Annotated in this window: 16 protein-coding genes; 11 read left to right on the top strand and 5 right to left on the bottom strand. The window is 50.6% G+C overall.

Annotated elements, in window-relative coordinates; translation table 11 throughout:
• Positions 1–4 precede the first annotated feature (4 nt).
• The 4 genes from ACOZB4_RS24105 (at position 5) to ACOZB4_RS24090 (ending at position 4,228) form a co-directional block, all read left to right on the top strand.
• The gene (locus tag ACOZB4_RS24105) at positions 5–838 is read left to right on the top strand and encodes a carbohydrate ABC transporter permease (protein ID WP_076325948.1); all 834 of its coding nucleotides are present in this window, start codon (positions 5–7) and stop codon (positions 836–838) included.
• A gap of 62 nt (positions 839–900) precedes the next feature.
• A complete protein-coding gene (locus ACOZB4_RS24100; protein WP_076325947.1) occupies positions 901–2,217 on the top strand; it encodes an ABC transporter substrate-binding protein in 1,317 nt (438 codons plus the stop codon).
• 26 nt (positions 2,218–2,243) lie between these two features.
• Positions 2,244–3,011: a glycerophosphodiester phosphodiesterase family protein gene (locus ACOZB4_RS24095; protein ID WP_379414445.1), complete on the top strand. Its 768-nt coding sequence runs from the start codon at positions 2,244–2,246 to the stop codon at positions 3,009–3,011.
• Positions 3,008–4,228, top strand: coding sequence for a sn-glycerol-1-phosphate dehydrogenase (locus ACOZB4_RS24090; protein ID WP_379414446.1), 1,221 nt, complete (start codon positions 3,008–3,010; stop codon positions 4,226–4,228). Before ACOZB4_RS24095 ends, ACOZB4_RS24090 begins: the two co-directional genes overlap by 4 nt.
• A gap of 165 nt (positions 4,229–4,393) precedes the next feature.
• Here the strand turns inward: ACOZB4_RS24090 and ACOZB4_RS24085 are convergent, their stop codons facing one another.
• A complete protein-coding gene (locus ACOZB4_RS24085; protein ID WP_379414447.1) occupies positions 4,394–5,857 on the bottom strand; it encodes a carboxylesterase/lipase family protein in 1,464 nt (487 codons plus the stop codon).
• 204 nt (positions 5,858–6,061) lie between these two features.
• Between ACOZB4_RS24085 and ACOZB4_RS24080 the strand changes: the two genes are divergently transcribed.
• The 7 genes from ACOZB4_RS24080 (at position 6,062) to ACOZB4_RS24050 (ending at position 12,897) form a co-directional block, all read left to right on the top strand.
• Positions 6,062–7,060 carry a Gfo/Idh/MocA family protein gene (locus tag ACOZB4_RS24080; protein ID WP_379414448.1) on the top strand — a complete coding sequence of 333 codons (999 nt, stop codon included), beginning with the start codon at positions 6,062–6,064 and terminating at the stop codon, positions 7,058–7,060.
• On the top strand, positions 7,057–8,052 hold the full coding sequence (locus ACOZB4_RS24075) for a Gfo/Idh/MocA family protein (RefSeq protein ID WP_379414449.1): 996 nt from the start codon (positions 7,057–7,059) through the stop codon (positions 8,050–8,052). The genes ACOZB4_RS24080 and ACOZB4_RS24075 overlap by 4 nt, the downstream gene beginning before the upstream one ends.
• Before the next feature lie 146 nt (positions 8,053–8,198).
• Positions 8,199–8,414 carry a hypothetical protein gene (locus tag ACOZB4_RS24070; protein ID WP_379414450.1) on the top strand — a complete coding sequence of 72 codons (216 nt, stop codon included), beginning with the start codon at positions 8,199–8,201 and terminating at the stop codon, positions 8,412–8,414.
• A 104-nt stretch (positions 8,415–8,518) separates the two neighbouring features.
• Positions 8,519–9,418: a helix-turn-helix domain-containing protein gene (locus ACOZB4_RS24065; RefSeq protein ID WP_379414451.1), complete on the top strand. Its 900-nt coding sequence runs from the start codon at positions 8,519–8,521 to the stop codon at positions 9,416–9,418.
• 267 nt (positions 9,419–9,685) lie between these two features.
• Positions 9,686–10,504, top strand: a complete 819-nt coding sequence (locus tag ACOZB4_RS24060; protein WP_339270292.1) for a MurR/RpiR family transcriptional regulator — start codon at positions 9,686–9,688, stop codon at positions 10,502–10,504.
• Between the two features lie 228 nt (positions 10,505–10,732).
• Positions 10,733–12,223: a PTS transporter subunit EIIC gene (locus ACOZB4_RS24055; RefSeq protein ID WP_076325939.1), complete on the top strand. Its 1,491-nt coding sequence runs from the start codon at positions 10,733–10,735 to the stop codon at positions 12,221–12,223.
• Positions 12,224–12,252: 29 nt separating this feature from the next.
• Positions 12,253–12,897 carry an N-acetylmannosamine-6-phosphate 2-epimerase gene (locus ACOZB4_RS24050; RefSeq protein WP_379416711.1) on the top strand — a complete coding sequence of 215 codons (645 nt, stop codon included), beginning with the start codon at positions 12,253–12,255 and terminating at the stop codon, positions 12,895–12,897.
• Positions 12,898–13,071: 174 nt separating this feature from the next.
• Here the strand turns inward: ACOZB4_RS24050 and ACOZB4_RS24045 are convergent, their stop codons facing one another.
• From ACOZB4_RS24045 to ACOZB4_RS24030, 4 genes are all read right to left on the bottom strand, one after another.
• Positions 13,072–13,914 (bottom strand): undecaprenyl-diphosphate phosphatase, encoded by an 843-nt coding sequence (locus ACOZB4_RS24045; RefSeq protein WP_076325937.1) that lies wholly within the window; start codon positions 13,912–13,914, stop codon positions 13,072–13,074.
• Positions 13,915–13,987: 73 nt separating this feature from the next.
• On the bottom strand, positions 13,988–14,599 hold the full coding sequence (locus ACOZB4_RS24040) for a DedA family protein (RefSeq protein WP_215160472.1): 612 nt from the start codon (positions 14,597–14,599) through the stop codon (positions 13,988–13,990).
• Between the two features lie 40 nt (positions 14,600–14,639).
• Positions 14,640–16,589 (bottom strand): ABC transporter permease, encoded by a 1,950-nt coding sequence (locus tag ACOZB4_RS24035; RefSeq protein WP_339270296.1) that lies wholly within the window; start codon positions 16,587–16,589, stop codon positions 14,640–14,642.
• Positions 16,564–17,334 (bottom strand): ABC transporter ATP-binding protein, encoded by a 771-nt coding sequence (locus ACOZB4_RS24030; protein ID WP_379416716.1) that lies wholly within the window; start codon positions 17,332–17,334, stop codon positions 16,564–16,566. Before ACOZB4_RS24030 ends, ACOZB4_RS24035 begins: the two co-directional genes overlap by 26 nt.
• Positions 17,335–17,377: the final 43 nt, after the last annotated feature.

Raw genomic sequence — 17,377 nt, 5'->3', positions numbered from 1 at the left:
CAGTTTGAAGACCTTTGATTTAAAAATCGTATGGACGGCGCTGGGCTATTTACTGAAGGCCGCAGTGCTCATGATATTCATCTTTCCGTTTCTGTGGATGATCTCCACATCACTCCAGACATTCCGGGAAACGATGACGTTTCCACCGACGTGGTTTCCGGCCTCGCCGCAATGGGGCAACTTCGCGGAGGCGATGAATGCAGGTCCTTTTCTTACCTATTTCAGGAACTCGGTTGTCGTTACCGGATCCATCATCGTTCTGCAGTTTCTGATCATGATCCCGGCTGCCTATGCATTTGCCAAGTATAAGTTTCCGGGAAAAACGCTGCTGTTCGGCATGATCCTTCTGGCATTCATGATCCCTGGCCAAGTTACGTTCATACCGGTCTATCTGATGATGGCGGATTGGGGATTAGTCAAAACCCTGCTGCCGCAGATCATCCCGTTCATCTCGAATGCCTTCGGCATCTTCCTGCTGAGGCAGTACTTCATGCAGATTCCGGAGGAAATCATTGAAGCGGCCCGTCTTGATAATGCGAGCGAATTCAAAATCATTCGGAAAATCATGGTTCCCATGTCGAAGCCGGCACTTGCGACCATCGCGCTGTTCAGCTTTGTCAGTCACTGGAATGACTATTTCTGGCCGCTCGTCATGACCGATTCAGCTGCCGTCCGGCCGCTGACCCTGGGGATCGCCATGCTAAGGGAGACCGAGGGCATCAGCAACTGGCATATCATCATGGCCGGCAATGTGATGCTGGTGGTGCCCATCCTGCTTGTGTATGTATTCTGCTCGAAGCACATCGTGAAGGCTTTTGTTTATTCAGGCATTAAATAATTCCAGGAAATAACAGGGTTCGGCAATTCATAATCGAATGATTAATGGAGGAATGAGTCAATATGAAATCCAAATGGTATACACTGCTATCCGTCATTATGCTATTCAGTTTGCTTGCCGCGTGTGGTGGTGGGGGAACTTCCGGTGATACGGGCAAAGCGCCGGGAAGCGGGGGAGCCGAAGCCCCGTCCGGAGACAAAGGGAAAACTACAGTTCAGTTCTGGCACTCGCTCGGAGGCAAGAACGGGGAATACATGGATGCACTCATTCAGCGCTTTAATGCATCCCATGAGGATATCGAAGTGGTAGGCACCTTTCAGGGGAGTTATGACGAGACGGTAACCAAGCTGCAGCAGGCGATAGCCTCCGATACCGGTCCGGATGTCAGCATGCTGGAGCGAGCCTATGTTCAGATGTTCGCAGATTCGGAAGTGCTTGAGGATCTGACGCCTTATCTTGAAGGCTCTGGCATCAGCGCCGATGACTTTACGCCGGGGCTGATGGGACACTCCGTCTTCAATGATCAATTGGTATCGCTGCCGCTGAACCGTTCCACCCCGATTCTGCATGTGAACAAAACATTGCTGGATGAGCAGGGGCTGCAAATTCCGACCACATGGGAGGAGCTGAAGGAGGTCGCAAATGCGCTTGTAGTCAAGGAAGGCAGCGAGTATAAGCGATACGGCGTTACGATGCCCTATGACACTTGGTATCCGATTGCCATGATCTCGCAGGCGGGCGGCACTTTCTTCAATGATGACAATACGTCGATCGGCTTCGGGGATAACGGTGTCGGCGCCAAGATGTTCGCTTACCTTAAAGACCTGCAGAGCACAGGCGCCTTGTATTATCCGCCGGCTCAGGATTCCGGCAACATTGTGAACAGCATGTTTGTGGAAGGCAAGGTCGGAATGATGTATCAATCTACGGGATCGATTGGCGGGTTGTCCAGCGCGGTGGATTTCGATTACGTCACAGCGTTCCTGCCTAAGGACGAAGTGTATGCGAATCCGACCGGAGGCGCGAATGTGACGATGCTGTCCTCTTCCAAGAACAAGGAAGCGGCATGGGAATTCATCCGGTGGATGGAGATGGAAGAGGAAGGCGGTCTTGAATTTATTTTGCAATCTGGCTACCTGCCATTCACGAAGAAGATGGTGGAGTCGGAGCAGATCCAAGAGCTATGGGCCAAAGAACCGAACCGCAAAGTCGCTTATGATCAGCTGGAATTTGCCGTCGATACCAATAAGGACGTGGCATGGCCGGAGATTATGCATGAGTTCTTCTCGGCGATGGAAGCGATCATGTACGACAGCAAGGATATTCCGGCTACGCTGGATACCTTCAAGAAAGAAACGGAACGGATTTTGGCCCAATAACAACTGGTAAAGGAGTGGCAGGACATATGATCGAACGACTACGGGAACCATCTTGTACGATGGTGGCTGCACACCGCGGGTATAAATCAGCTTATCCGGAAAATACGCTGCTGGCCTTTCGCAAGGCGCTGGAGTTAGGCGTAGATATGCTGGAGTTTGATCTCCGGCTGACGCTTGATAAGGAAGTGGTGGTTATCCATGATGCAACGGTTCAGCGTACGACGAGCGGCGCTGGCGAGGTGAGGGATTTTAAGCTTGCGGAACTGAAATCTTTGGATGCGGGCGGCTGGTTCGCTCGGGAGTTTGAAGGATTGAAGATCCCGACGCTTGCGGAGCTATGCGAGCTGCTCCGGGAATATCCCGAAGTTCTGTGCAACGTGGAGATTAAGCCAAGCCCCGATGCTATAGAGGCCGCGGACCTGGCGGTTGATGTGCTGAACCAATACGGGTACCTGCCGCGCTGTGTATTCACCTGTTTCGATGCAGAAGTTCTGACGCATATTCATGATACGCATGGTCTGAAGACACAGGGCTTCCCGGGTGAGAAAATGTCCCGATTTGTCTTCGAGGAGGATGGAACCTACTCCAAGATGTGGGCAATCGGCGTAGAGATGTCGCTGCTTACGCCAGAGCTCGTTGCCCGGTTCCAGGAACAGGGGCTGCTGGTCTGGAGCTATTGCCCGGACGATGAGGAGGGTGTCCGCTATTCGCTGGAATGCGGGGTTACCGGTATGACCTGCAATAACCCCCTTCCGGCGCTGGCGATGATCGGAAAAAAGGGCACGCGGATATGACCTCCATTTTATCGAATATCCGAAGTTTGGCGGCGCATTTACCTGCTAGGCAGCTTTCGAATCTGGACGAAGTGGAGTCGATTCAGATTCAGTCCGGAGCTCTACGCGAGGTCGCGGGTTACCTTGAGACAAAACAGTGGACCTCGGTGGTGATGGTCGTAGACGGCAATACTTATGACATAGCGGGCCAGCCGCTTGCGAACCTGCTTACGAAATCCTCGATTGAGGTCCAAGTTACCAAGCTTCTTCCTGACCGGAAGGGAGATGTTATCGCGGATGAGGTTTCCCTGATTCAGGTCATACTGGATATCCAGCAGAGCAGGGCGAAGGCGGTGCTTGCGGTAGGTGGGGGAACGATTCACGATATTAGCCGGTACGCTGCTTATACCGCGGGTATCCCATTCATCTCGGTACCCACGGCCGCTTCGGTGGATGGATTTAATTCCAAGGGAGCGCCCATCATTATACGGGGTGAGAAGAAGACGATTCCAGCTATTGGACCGAGCGCGATTTTTGCGGATGTCGATATTCTCATGTCGGCTCCCCCGCAGCTTACCGCGGCCGGGTTCGGGGATATGCTGGGCAAGTACACGTCCCTGTTCGACTGGAAATTCGGCAGCCTGGTGGCTGATGAACCCTATTTGCAAATTTCGGCGGATATTACGCGATCCGCGCTCAACCAATGCGTGAACGGAGTCGAGCAGATTGGGAAGCGAACCGAGGAGGGTGTACGCATCTTAATGGGTGCGCTCGTTGAATCGGGCTTAGCCATGCTGCTGTTCGGTCAATCCCATCCGGCTTCAGGCTCGGAGCATCATCTGTCCCACTATTGGGAGATGGAGTTTATCCGGATAGGGGAGAAGCAGCTGCTGCACGGTGCCAAGGTGGGTGCCGCTTGCGTGGAAATCTCGAAGCTGTATCACCGTCTTGGGGAACAGGGGCTTGAGATGTACAGAAGCGCCTCCGTAGGTGCGAATGACACTGCACTTCGGATCACGCAGCATTGGAACGAAATCCGGTCGCAAATAATGCAAATCCCGGAACCGGTAGAGCTGGCCGATCTGATGCGCTCGGTTGGCGGACCAGCCGGGGTATCGGAGCTTACGATCAAGAGCGAATTGCTGAAGCGGAGCCTGAGTGAAGCCCACAAGGTTCGATTCAGCCGATACACGCTGCTCCATGCCTACAATGAACAGGGATATCTATTCGTAAACTAAGGATCCACATGCAATGAAATAAGGCTGTTCCCTAAAAGCAGATCATTCTGCTTAATAGGGGACAGCCTTATTTGGCTTTTATGCATCTGTGGTTCTATTCGGACTGGTCTTCCGAAGATGGCCAGCCGCCCCAAAGACTGACGGTGTTGCCGTCACTTGTCCATTTTATAATTGCATCATTTCCCGCTTCTCCGCATCCGGGTCCTCGATGATCCTACTGTCGTTGTTGAATATCATCGTTGAACGTGATGCCAGATCATAAGCAGGCCAAGGCAGTGCCTCCGTATCCGGTGAGCCATTGCGCGCAAATGCAATCCAAGCATCCTGCATTCGGTCGGACAGGGCTTGCGTGGCGGCATCGACTTGCACACCGATGTTCTGAAACAGCCCCAGTGTGTTGAATACAAACGGTATTTCCAGTGCGTGCATCGCTTTGCCGAGAACCGGATGATTCGGCAGCGTCCAATCGAATCGGTACATCCATACCGGCGTGTGCTTGCTCTGAGCGGAAGCGAACTGCAGGGCCGAGCGCCAGAAATACAGGTCGGTCATAATCTGGGCATGTCCGTCGATGCTGTACGGATATTCTTTGGTGATAGGCGCAGCATCCTGGATGCCGGTCATCATTTCAACGGTGCGGACAAGATCGTCCTCCTTCACAAGCGGCATGTCCGGCCGGAAGAACAAGGCGCCTTCATCGAGATTCGTTCCGATCAGGATTGGCACGTCCTTCGCCCAGCCCGATTGAATAGCCTGCAGCGGATCATGAGGCAGCGTGTGGGGCTCCAGCACTGGTTGGAAGATCATGCTGACGCCGGGACCGATTCGTTTCTTCAGCCGTTCCCCGGCTTCGAATATTTGCTCACCTGTGAGGGATTCAAGTCGATGGGCCTTATCAGGCGTTATGTCCAGCTCTTTAAGCAAACCAGCCGTTATCATCTGTGCCTGCTCCGGAGCCATCACCTGGGCAGCACCGCTTTCCATGATGGCTCGCTGAAACAACCCTTTGGCTGCCGGCATTGCAAGTAAAGCTGCAATGCTCATGCTGCCGGCCGACTCTCCGAATACCGTAACCCGTTTGGGGTCGCCGCCGAAGGCCTCGATATGATCCCGTACCCATTGCAGGGCCGCAATCTGGTCCAATAAACCGGTATTAGAGGCAAAGGATTCGCCGTATGGGGAGAGATGGAGAAAGCCTAGCGGACCCAGACGGTAATTGATGGTTACCACAATCACGTCGCCTCTGAGTACGAAAGATGTACCGTTATAGCTTGGCAAACTGCCGGAGCCCGTGATGAAAGTGCCCCCGTGAATCCATACCATGACGGGCAGCGGCTCCGCTGGCGTATTCAGGGGTGCCCACACATTGAGGTAGAGACAATCCTCGGACACCGTTTTGGTCACTCCTCCGCCAAGCATGCTTGACGTGGATTCTATTGGCTGAAGGCACATGGGGCTGAAGGCGGTGGTATCTTTTATCCCGTCCCATGAATCGGGGGGAACAGGAGCACGGAATCGAAGCGGGCCTACCGGGGGCTTCGCATAAGGGATCCCCTTCCATACACGTACTCCGTTTTCCGAACTGCCTTGAATATGCCCGTCTTTCGTTTGAACGACAAGTTCTGACATGTTCTCTCTACACCCTTTCTCTCTACTCTCTATATACACTTTACCAAGTTAGCGGCATAAGTTCAAAAAAGCACGAATCATGCGAAATAGAGGCAGGAATGTTGCGCTATATGAAGAATGTAACAGGGTGGGTAGTATTCGCGGACAACGGATACGGCATCACTTTTTGGTCCAAGTCATTATAGGTATACTGGAGGGATAAGCATGAACATTGCGATTTTGGGCTGCGGAACGATGGGGACAGCCTATGCGCATAATTTGGCGAAAATGCCGGGAGTAACAGTGACGGGTGTGGTCGATATTAACGCCGGGCGGGCTGAGCGGGCTGCAGCTTTGACCGGGGCGAAGGCATACACGGATGTAGAGTCGCTGTTTGAACAAACAGATTTGGAAACGGTTGCGGTGTGTCTGCCCACCTATCTCCATAAACCGTTTGTATTGAAACTAGCTGAAAAAGGGCTGCACGTCATCTGCGAAAAACCGGCTGCATTGACCCTGGAGGATGCACAAGAGATGAAGGCGGCCTGCGAGAAGAACGGAGTCCGGTTATTTATCGGACATGTCGTCCGATTCTTCCCGAACTATCATGATGCCTATCGGCAGGCCCACTCCGGGAACATCGGAACACCGAAGATGGCTCACTTCAAGCGGTACGGTTCGTATCCGCAGGGTATGGATGGATGGTATAACGACCCGAGTAAGAGCGGCGGTGTTATCATGGATCTCATGATTCACGATATCGATTTTGCCTGCTGGCTATTCGGGGAAGTGGAGTCGGTATATGCTTCCATCGTTAAGCGGGATGAGCCTGAGATGGAGTATGCTCAGCTTACGCTTCATTTTAAAAATAGTGCAATCGCCAGTTTAACCGGCTATTGGGGGTATCCCGGACCGTTTACGACGCAGTTCGAGATTTCGGGTGACCAGGGAATCATAAGATTTGATAGCAATCAGGTGCAGTCTTTGGATATTAAATTGGTCAATGCGGAGGCAGGGGAGGGAGCAGCTGTACAGGTTCCTTCAAGCCCAAGTCTGCATGACCCTTATTATAACGAAGTGCAGCATTTTATCGAGTGCATCCGAACCGGCCATGAGCCGCTCGTAAGCATTAAGGATGCTTGTTATGCCGTTGAAATCGCTCAGGCAGCGGAGGAATCGGCTCAGACTGGACAGCCCGTGATGATCGGAGGGACGGTTTCATGAAGAAAGTTAAAGTAGGCTTTATCAGCTTTGCCCATATGCATGCAGCGAGCTATCTCCTAGGCATGCTGAAGCGGGATGATGTCGAGGTGGTCGGAGTCGCCGATGAAAACGCGGAGCGTGTGCGTCCATACTCTGTGGACCGAGGTATCCCGTACTATGCGGACTACAATGAATTGCTGGCACAGGAACTGGATGCTGTCGTCATCTGCTCGGAAAATGCGCGTCATGCGGAATTTACCAAGCTTGCCGCTGCGGCGGGCAAGCATGTGCTGTGTGAGAAGCCGTTAGGTTTATCCGAGTCCGAGATGCTGGAGATGATTCAAGTGTGCAAGGATCATGGCGTGCAGCTCATGACGGCTTTTCCTTGCCGTTATATTACGTCCGTTCGTCAGGCGAAGGAAGCGATTGACGCAGGGCAGATCGGCGAAATTTTGGCCATGAAGGGAACCAACCGGGGAAGCATGCCTGGCGGCTGGTTTATCGAACGGGAGAAATCGGGCGGCGGAGCCGTATTGGACCATACGGTCCATGTGATGGACCTGATGCACTGGTTTACCGGCAGCAAGGCAGAGGCAGTATACGCCCATGCGGAAACGCTCTTCAATGACACGGAGATTGACGATGCCGGTATGGTGCACGTCAAGTTCGCGAATGGCGTTGTTGCCGTACTGGACCCAAGCTGGTCCCGTAATCGCACCTTCCCGACCTGGGGGGATGTAACGCTTGAGATCATCGGCACCAAGGGTGTGCTGAACATTGATTCTTTTGCTCAGAAGAACGATGTCTACAGCGATGTAACTGGGAAAGCTGCGTGGAGCTTCTGGGGCGATGATATGGACGAAGGTCTCGTCAACAGCTTTATCGACAGCATTCGCGACGGCAAGCCGGTCGAAATAACAGGGGAAGACGGCTACAATTCTGCCCGTGTTGCCATTGCAGCGTATGAATCCGCAAGCACCAAGCGTACCGTTCAGCTGAAGCCGCTGGGATAATGCGGTTTTTGCGGCATTAGCCGTACAGCAGGATTACGCGCTCGGTCATGTGCTTGCCTTCGAGGACACGTATCCTCAAGACGTGAGGTCATGTCGAAACGTCCGACACTCATCCGGCAATATTTTGTGCTCACTTACTAAAGAGCATGTATTGCGGGAGTGTGCCGGGATTCCTGGGTGCGACTCAGGTTATCTGGGTACTCGAGATCGATGATTTGCACGATAACCGACTAGAGCTCTTCTTCGATCGTTGCGAGAAGGAATCGCCGCTAACGATGGATGAAGTAAAAAGCGCGGTTATACCTTCTTCATGGCAGGGAGCCTTTCCTGTGATCCATAACGAGAATCGTATCATTGTTTAAGCCTCTTCGATCTTTGTAATCGAAGGGGCTTTTTGATGTTGGCAAAAAAGATCAAAAACGCTCTTCTCCCTTTTGGTATTCTTAATAACAAAGGAGGCCTAACCTTGAACACCCAGCGTATCATCCAAAAAAGTATAGCGTACATGGAGCAGCATCTGGAGGAGCAGCTGACCCTCGCGGATATTGCATCCTATGCCGGTTTTTCGCCATATCACTTCCACCGCTTGTTTCGGAAGGAGGTCGGTATGAACATCGCGGATTACCTTAGAAAACGAAGACTCTGTTATGCGGCACAGCTACTGCTGCACTCCGAAGCTGCGATTATCGACATTTCCCTGCACTGTCACTTCGAAAGTCAGGAGTCGTTTACAAGAGCATTCAAAAAATTATACGGCATGCCGCCGGGACGTTACCGGAGAATCTTTGCGGTTCACGCTCAACACGCAAGCTACTTTAAAGGAGAGGATCACATGGAGCAGCAATCTCAATCCGCATTAAAAGGCTGGTTTCTGAGCGGAAGCCACCCGCATGATTATGAAATCGGTGTCGATCGGTCCACCGTCCACCAAGGAAGCACTTCCGGTTACCTAAAAGCCCTAACCCCAATGGAGGCTGGCGCTTTTGCGACCATGATGCAGCAGTTCAAAGCCGATAAGTATGCGGGCAAACGGATGCGGTTTTCCGGATTTGTCAAAACCGAGAACGTCAAAGAATACTGCGGGCTGTGGATGCGTGTTGACAACAGAGCGGAAGACGTACTCCAGTTCGACAATATGAACGATCGGCGCATTGTGGGCAGCATGCACTGGAATCACTATGCCATCGTGCTCGACGTACCCGAGGACAGCGCCACGATTTCGATCGGTGTTCTGCTGATGGGGGCAGGCAAGGTGTGGCTGGACAGCCTCCGCTTTGAAGAGGTGGATCTTAGCGTACCGACGACGAACTTTGATTTTCACTATGAGCTCCTGGAGGAGCCTACCAATTTATCGTTTGAAGAGTGAGGCGCAGGGCTCCTGGCTTTCACACACCATTACAGAAATGAAATGACCCTAGCGCGCTGATGGATAGGGGAAGCTCCCATTCAACTATAACCTGGAAGTCTCTCCAAAAACGGAGGGCTTCTTCTTTTTTCTTCATGGATGGATGGTGGTTGCGTTGCATCATGTTTACTCCTATGATGGGTCTTGAGCAATGCTCCCTACTATAGTAATAATATTGAATCCTTATGCTTTTTTTGTTATAATTCCCAAATGGCGGTGGTGGATTCGATGGATATTTATATGGTTATTCAGCAGTTATATCCGAGTTTCTCGAAGAAAGAACAGTTGGTAGCGAATTATATTCTTCAAGAAGGTCAATCGATTAATAACATGAATATATCTGTGCTCGCGAACCATGTTGGTGTCTCGAATGGGACAATCACGCATTTCTGCAAGAAGATTGGTTGCAATAATTTTGCCGAATTAAAGGTTCAGTTGGGCAGGCTACGAACTGCGACGGCTCCTTCGGTGGAGGACAATATTCTCATTCAAGTATCTAAATTCTATCAGACAGTTATTGAGCGTTCGAATCAATTACTGGACATTACATATTTGCATCAGCTTGCTGAAACGATTAAGGGCGCAGCACGGATTTTCATATACGGGATCGGAAGCTCGGGACTTTCAGCGAAGGAAATGATGCTTCGTTTGCTGCGTATGGGCTTCAATGTGCAGAGTATAACGGATTCGCATTTAATGCTGATCAATAGTTCGATAGTGAATGAGAATGATTTCGTTATTGCGATTTCCAGTTCAGGGGAAACGTCTGTCATTGTCGACGCAACCAGAATTGCAAAGAATAATCGGTGCAAAGTCATCTGTCTGACCAGCTTCTCCGAGAGTACGCTGGCGCAGCAAGTGGACTCTTTTATTCTGGTCCCGAATACATTGTTTGTTGATAAAGAAAGGTTTGTAAATAGTCAATTTTCCGTCATGTATGCGATCGATATTTTATGTATGATCTTACTCGCGGATGCGGATTTGAATAGACGGATGCAAATTACAGTTAATACGATTCTTGAACATAATCGAATGGATTACCAATAAAGCATTCATCGTACCTGTGAACCTCAGAAGTTGACGTAGTTATCGTCTACTGGAGGGGCACAGGTTTTTTTATTGGTGAGTTGTTCATACTAAGAGTTGTCATGGATTTAATTGTCAGGTAATAATAAAATTATTTTAATAAAATTATATTTACTAAAATAATTTCATGATGTAGAATCGACATATCGCGATGGAAGTACAATGCTTGATCTAATAGGAGGAAAATCCATGTTTAAACAGTTGCAAAAGCTTGGTAAGTCATTTATGTTACCGATTGCAATCCTACCTGCTGCGGGTTTGCTGCTTGGGATTGGCGGATCCTTATCGAATGCAAATACGATTGCGGCATATCCGATTCTGAATACGCCGTTTTTACAAGCTATTTTTCAAATTATGTCAGCAGCCGGCAATGTTGTGTTTACCAACTTAGCGCTAATCATGTGTATTGGTCTTGCCGTGGGATTAGCGAAAAAAGATAAAGGTACTGCCGCACTGGCAGCAGCCGTCTCGTTCCTAGTTATGAATGCATCGATTGGTGCAATGATCACGGTATTCAATCCAAGCGTTGAATCCATTGACACCGGGGTTGTAGGGGCTATTGTCATTGGTATCCTGGTTACTTATTTGAATAATCGATACCGGGGAATTCAATTACCTTCCTTTCTAGGATTTTTTGGAGGCTCGCGGTTTATTCCGATCGTCTCATCGTTTAGTGCTATTTTTGTAGGCGGGATCTTCTTCTTAATCTGGCCTACGTTTCAAGGATGGCTGGTAGCGGCAGGAACTGCTATTGCCGGCATGGGATATTTCGGAACCTATTTATACGGATTCTTGCTTCGTCTTACAGGTGCTGTCGGTCTACACCATATGATTTATCCGATGTTCTGGTTCACAGAGCTGGGCGGTGTCGCCACGGTTGCAGGTCAGCAAGTGGTGGGTGCGCAGAAAATCTTTTTTGCCGAACTGGCTGATCCGAATCATGTTGGAATGTTCTCCGAAGGAACCCGTTTTTTTGCAGGGCGTTTTGCTACGATGATGTTTGGTCTTCCTGCGGCATGCCTTGCGATGTATCATTGCGTACCGAAGAACCGTCGCAAACTTGTGTTTGGTTTGTTCTTTAGTGCTGCGCTGACATCGTTCCTGACAGGGATTACGGAGCCGATTGAGTTTATGTTCTTATTCGTCGCTCCATGGTTATATGTGATTCATGCGGCTCTGGACGGTCTGTCCTTTATGATCGCGGATATGTTATCCGTTCGTATCGGGAATACCTTCTCTGGCGGGGCCATCGACTTCTTGCTCTTCGGGGTTCTGCAGGGGAATGCCAGAACTAATTGGATCTATGTCATCATTATCGGGCTCTTCTGGGCGATCATCTATTACCTTGTGTTCCGCTTCTTAATTACGAAATTCAATGTGGCGACACCTGGACGTGAAAGTGATGGGGAGAGCGTATCGGTTGAATCCAAGGACAGTATTGGAGATACCGCGATGAAAGTGCTGAGTGCGCTTGGCGGCAAGGAGAACCTGGAAGATGTCGATGCATGTATTACAAGACTTCGTGTTGCCGTCAAAGATGTATCGAAGGTAGATAAGGATACAATCAAAGAACTGGGTGCTACCGCAGTATTGGAAGTAAAAGGCGGGATTCAGGCTGTATTTGGCGCCAAAGCCGACTTAATTAAACAAAAGATAAATGAGACTATTGGTGAAGAATAAAACAGGATAGGGCATGGAGGGAACATATTGTGAATCGAGGATTAATTGTATCATGTCAGGCTTTGCCAGGCGAACCGTTGCATAGTTCATTTATTATGGGGCGTATGGCCATTGCGGCTGCCGAATCCGGTGCGGTGGGGATTCGTGCTAATAGCGTTGAAGACATCGAAGAGATTAAGAAGCATGTTGAGTTGCCCATTATTGGCATTATCAAAAAAGAATACCCGGGTATGCAATCGTTCATTACAGCGACCATGACCGAAGTGGATGCGCTTGTTGGCACGGGGGTTGAAATTATTGCTGTGCAAGCAACGATGGATCAGGATGAGGCATTCCTGCAATCGATCTTTACAAAATACCCTTCGCAGAAGTTCATGGCGGATATCTCCACCACGGAAGAGGGGTTGCGAGCAGATCGATTGGGGTTCCACTACATTGGAACGACACTTATTGGTTATACACCGCAGTCTCAGCATGTGGAGAAGTTCACCGTGCTGGAAGAACTGATTAAGCAGTGTAAGAAACCAGTCATTGCAGAAGGCAACTTCAACACACCGGAGCAGGCTGCAAAAGCGATCAAAATGGGGGCTCATTGTGTGGTTGTAGGCAGCGCCATAACAAGGCCGCAAATCATCGCGAAATGGTTCTCTGATAAGGTAAACGAAGTTCTATAACAAAAGAAGCTTAGAGGAAAGATTTGTTATGATATAGTCTGTTAATACCATAGCCATCCGCGCACTTTTAATAAAACGGGGCTGTCCCAGAAGTCATGAAAGATGACTTTGGGACAGCCCCTTTATACGTGCCCGAGCACCTCTAGGATTGTAAACGGTACTTGTAGAACGGTTTTACAGATAAAGCACCAATGCAATAATAGCAGCGAGCACGATCCGATAGATCGCAAACGGCACCAGCTTGATCCGGTTAATCAGCTTCAGGAAGAAGCGGATGGAGATCAAGGCGAAGACGAAGGCTGCCACGAATCCGGCGATGAAGAATGGAAGAGCCTCCAGCGTGAAGTATTCCCAGTTCTTCAGCAGCGACAGTAAGCTGGCTCCGAACATGATCGGCACCGCCATAATGAAGGTGAAGTCCGCCGCCGCGCGGTGACTCATACCGAGCATGACGCCTCCGGAGATGGTGGAGCCGGAGCGGGAGAAGCCTGGCCAGAGCGACAAACACTGAATCAATCCGACGCTGAATGCCTGTTTGTACGTTATTTGGTCGACAGTGACCACGTTCGGCTCTCTTTTCGAGCTGACTTTATCGGCAACGATCATGAAGATGGCCCCGATTACAAGTCCGATCAGCACCGTTTCGGTAGAAAATAAATGCTCGTCAATAAGGTCTTCGAACAAGACGCCCAGAACACCGGCCGGAATCAAACCGACGATAACCTGGCTGAGCTTCAGTCTGCCCGTAACCGCCGGTACGCCGGCTTCAGGCTTTTTGCGCTTGAGGCCCAAGAGATCCAGGAAGCGGTCCTTAAACACAACGAGGACGGCTAGAATGGAGCCAAGCTGAATGACAACCTTAAAGGTGTTGGCTACGTATTTCGTCAGAAACTCCTCGGATTTCAGCCACATATCATCAACGATGATCATATGACCGGTAGAGGATACAGGAGCGAACTCGGTCAGTCCCTCGACGATTCCCAGAATAATTGCTTTGAGGATGGTTAAAAAATCCATGACCTATAGCTCTCCCTTACTAAAATGTTAAATGTAATGATATGAATGATCAATGGCATGAATATGCGTAACTTTAAGCTGACTTTCTCCGCTTGCGGAAGAAAAAGAACAGGAACGCAATTACGGCCACAGCTATTACAGCATAAGCGATATTGGAATAGACGTCCATGAAGGCTACGATTTTTTCCCATGAATCGCCGACAGCGGCTCCCACGCATACCAGAATAATGTTCCAGATCAGGGTGCCGATGGTCGTGAAGAGGAGGAACATGCCGAACTTCATGTTGGACATCCCTGCCGGGATGGAGATCAAGCTTCGGATCAGCGGAATCATGCGGCAGAACAGCACGGTCCAGTAGCCGTATTTATCAAACCATGCATCCGCCTTGCGGATGTCTTCTTTTTTGACACGGAGGATATGCCCCCAGCGATCCACGATTTTTTCAAGCCGCTCGACATCGAGGAGGCGACCAATCCCGTACAGAATAACAGCACCGACGACAGATCCGATCGTAGCGGCAATGATAACGCCAGGCACCGTCAGTTTCGTGTAGGTGGTCATGAATCCGCCGAAGGTAAGAATGACTTCGGAGGGGATCGGAGGAAACACGTTTTCCAAAGCAATCATCAGCAGGATGCCGATATAGCCGAACTGCTCCATCATATCCGTAATCCAGTTTTCCAAGGGTTACACCTCTTTCAAAATAAGGATGCTGCTGCATCCTTTATATAAGGGTCTGCTTCAGCTTGCGCAGATATTGACTGCGGATAAAGAAGAAATACAGGACCTGCATCATCAGGAAGCTGATCAACACGATGCCCATTTCAGCTGCAATGGATAAATAGAAGTAGCTCTGCAGCGCGATAAAAGCAAAGATGCTATGCACAATCGCAAGGCTGATCGGTACAAAAAACAGCAGCGCCAGCTGTCCGGTGACGATTCGCCGGAACTCCTTATCGGTCATTCCAAGCCGGGATATCGTGGCATAATGCCTGCGGTCATAATCCAGATCGGCATAGAGGCGGAAGTACAGGAAACTTCCTGCCGCGATAAAAAACACCGTGCCCACAAGCAGCGCCGCAAAGAGCAGCATATTGTACAGGCTGTCTCGAAGGGCAAAGAGCGTGCCGCTGACCGCCAGCGCATAAGGCTGGCCCATCTCATAACGCACCGCCCCGCGCGGGGCCAGATGGGGGACGATGCCCTCCGTCTCTGTGAAATCATCCACATAGAAGCCGGTGTACCGCTCTAGCCGGACCGGATTCGTGATGGCGGCGAAGGCTTCGTCACTGACCACAAGCCCGCCGAAGCGAGAATCGTCGTCCATTTCCGGCAGCAAATATTCCGGTACGCCGACATGATCGGAATAACCGATTTCATGCAGGAGAAGTTCGGAATCATGGATTCGGTACGAAGCGTGCTCCCGGTCGCGGATATAAGCCCTGTCATTTTGCGAAGCAATGAGGACAAGCGCATCCTCACCGCTTAGCGGCTGTTCATCAAATGGCAGTCCCGCCATTAGCACCGCCGCCTTATAGTCGGAGAAGGAGATCAGTGCCAACGGATTTTGCAACTGCCCGACCTGTGCGGAAGCTGGCTCAACTTCCGTATATTTCACGCGAAACGATAGCGTTTCAAACGGTATTTTTTTCGACTCAAGCTCCTGCCGGATTTCATGTAAATGCTGCTTCTCGGAGGTGTCCCCCGCTTTGGCGAGATAACCGATGGCAGCAGGGAAATCCTCGTTGAATTGCTTCGTGAGCACCGGGATGGAGGCAAATACGCCTACCGAGCAAAAGGAAACAGCCAGCACGATTGTCACCATCGAGAACATCTGTGCATGATCTCTAAGCCGGTAATGCAGGCTGGATAGCGAGACCAGCTTGGTCCTTCTCCAGGCTAACCGGCGGCTCTGCTTCAACCTTCGCACGAGAGCAACCCCTAGCTGCGTATACAACAGATAAGTGCCGATCATCGTCATTAAGGTAACCGGGAACATGCGCAGCGCCAGGGTCGACGCGTTTGTCGTAGCGGCCAAGCTGTAGCTGACCACCAGCAGCACGGCTGCCAATATCGATAACCAGGGCGATGTCCTGGGCGCGGTTTTCGGCCGCTGTCCGGACTGAAACAGATCGATCAACGCTTTAGGACGCAGCAGCCTAGAGGTGCACAGCGAGATAATGATAAACAGTAGCACATAACTTGCAACCGTCAGTCCAAGCGCACGCAGGGGCAATCGAAACGGCAGAGGCGGGATTCCAAGAAAGGCCGAGCCTGCCATCAGAAACAGCTTGCCTGTAATGATGCCGAACAGGATGCCTGTAGCAATGGCGCTTACGCCGATGATCATATTTTCGAGAAACACCATCTTGTTAAATTGGCGATCCGTCATGCCATGCATGAACAGAATGCCGAACTCGCGCTTACGCGTCTTTAGAAAAGCCCCCACGGAATACAGCACGAAAAAAAACGAGAATACATACATGATCAGCTCGGCCCCGAGCATCGCCTGGATAACAACCGGATAGAACATCTCGTCCGCTATCGAAGGATGGAACAGGAACAGCGCACACACGAAGAAAATCATGACGGAGAATGCGCTGCTTAAGAAATAGGCAGCATAGGTCCGCTTATTCCTCAGGACATTCCTAAAAGCGAATTGTCGAAAGGTCATGACTGCCTCCTCCCAGTAAAGCCAGCATGTCAATGATTTTCTGGAAAAAGGCTTGGCGGTTGTCACCGCAGTACATTTCATTATAAAGTTGTCCGTCTTTGATGAACAAGACGCGGTCACAATAGCTGGCTGCCACCGGATCATGAGTGACCATGAGAATCGTTGCGGAAGCCTCTTTACTCGAAGCAGAAAGCGTCTGCATCACCTCTTTGGAGGCTTTGGAGTCTAGGTTGCCGGTGGGCTCGTCAGCGAGAATTAGAGCGGGCTCCTGAATGAGCGCCCTGGCAATGGCGGTACGCTGCATCTGCCCGCCGGATATCTCATAGGTATGCTTATGCAGAATGGACCCGATGCCGAGTCGATCTGCGATCCGGCTCAGCCGGATGCCCATTTCGTCAAGCGGCATGCCCTCCAGCGTCAACGGGAGAACGATATTTTCCTCAACGGTCAGCGTATCCAGCAGATTGAAGTGCTGGAAGACGAAGCCAAGCTCCCGGCGCCGGAACAGAGCGGTGTCGCTTCTGCTGAGAAGATGAGGATTGCGCCCCCCTATGATCACTTCTCCGGCTGTGGGCTGATCAATGGTTGCAATCAGATTGAGGAGCGTGGTTTTTCCGCTGCCGGAAGGACCCATAATGCCGACGAATTCCCCTTTGGTGACGTTGAAGTGAATATTGTTCAGCGCTTGGAACGCCACTTTGCCCTCATAGATTTTAGATAGATGCTTGACGCTCAGGATGGGCATATCTTCACTCCTCTATAACGATGATATCATTGTAAAAGATTCC

Source organism: Paenibacillus sp. NPDC058898 (assembly GCF_049316025.1).
Taxonomy (GTDB): Bacteria; Bacillota; Bacilli; order Paenibacillales; family Paenibacillaceae; genus Paenibacillus_AQ.
Note: the sequence above shows the minus strand (reverse complement) of the source record. Positions and strands in the feature narration are given on the sequence as shown.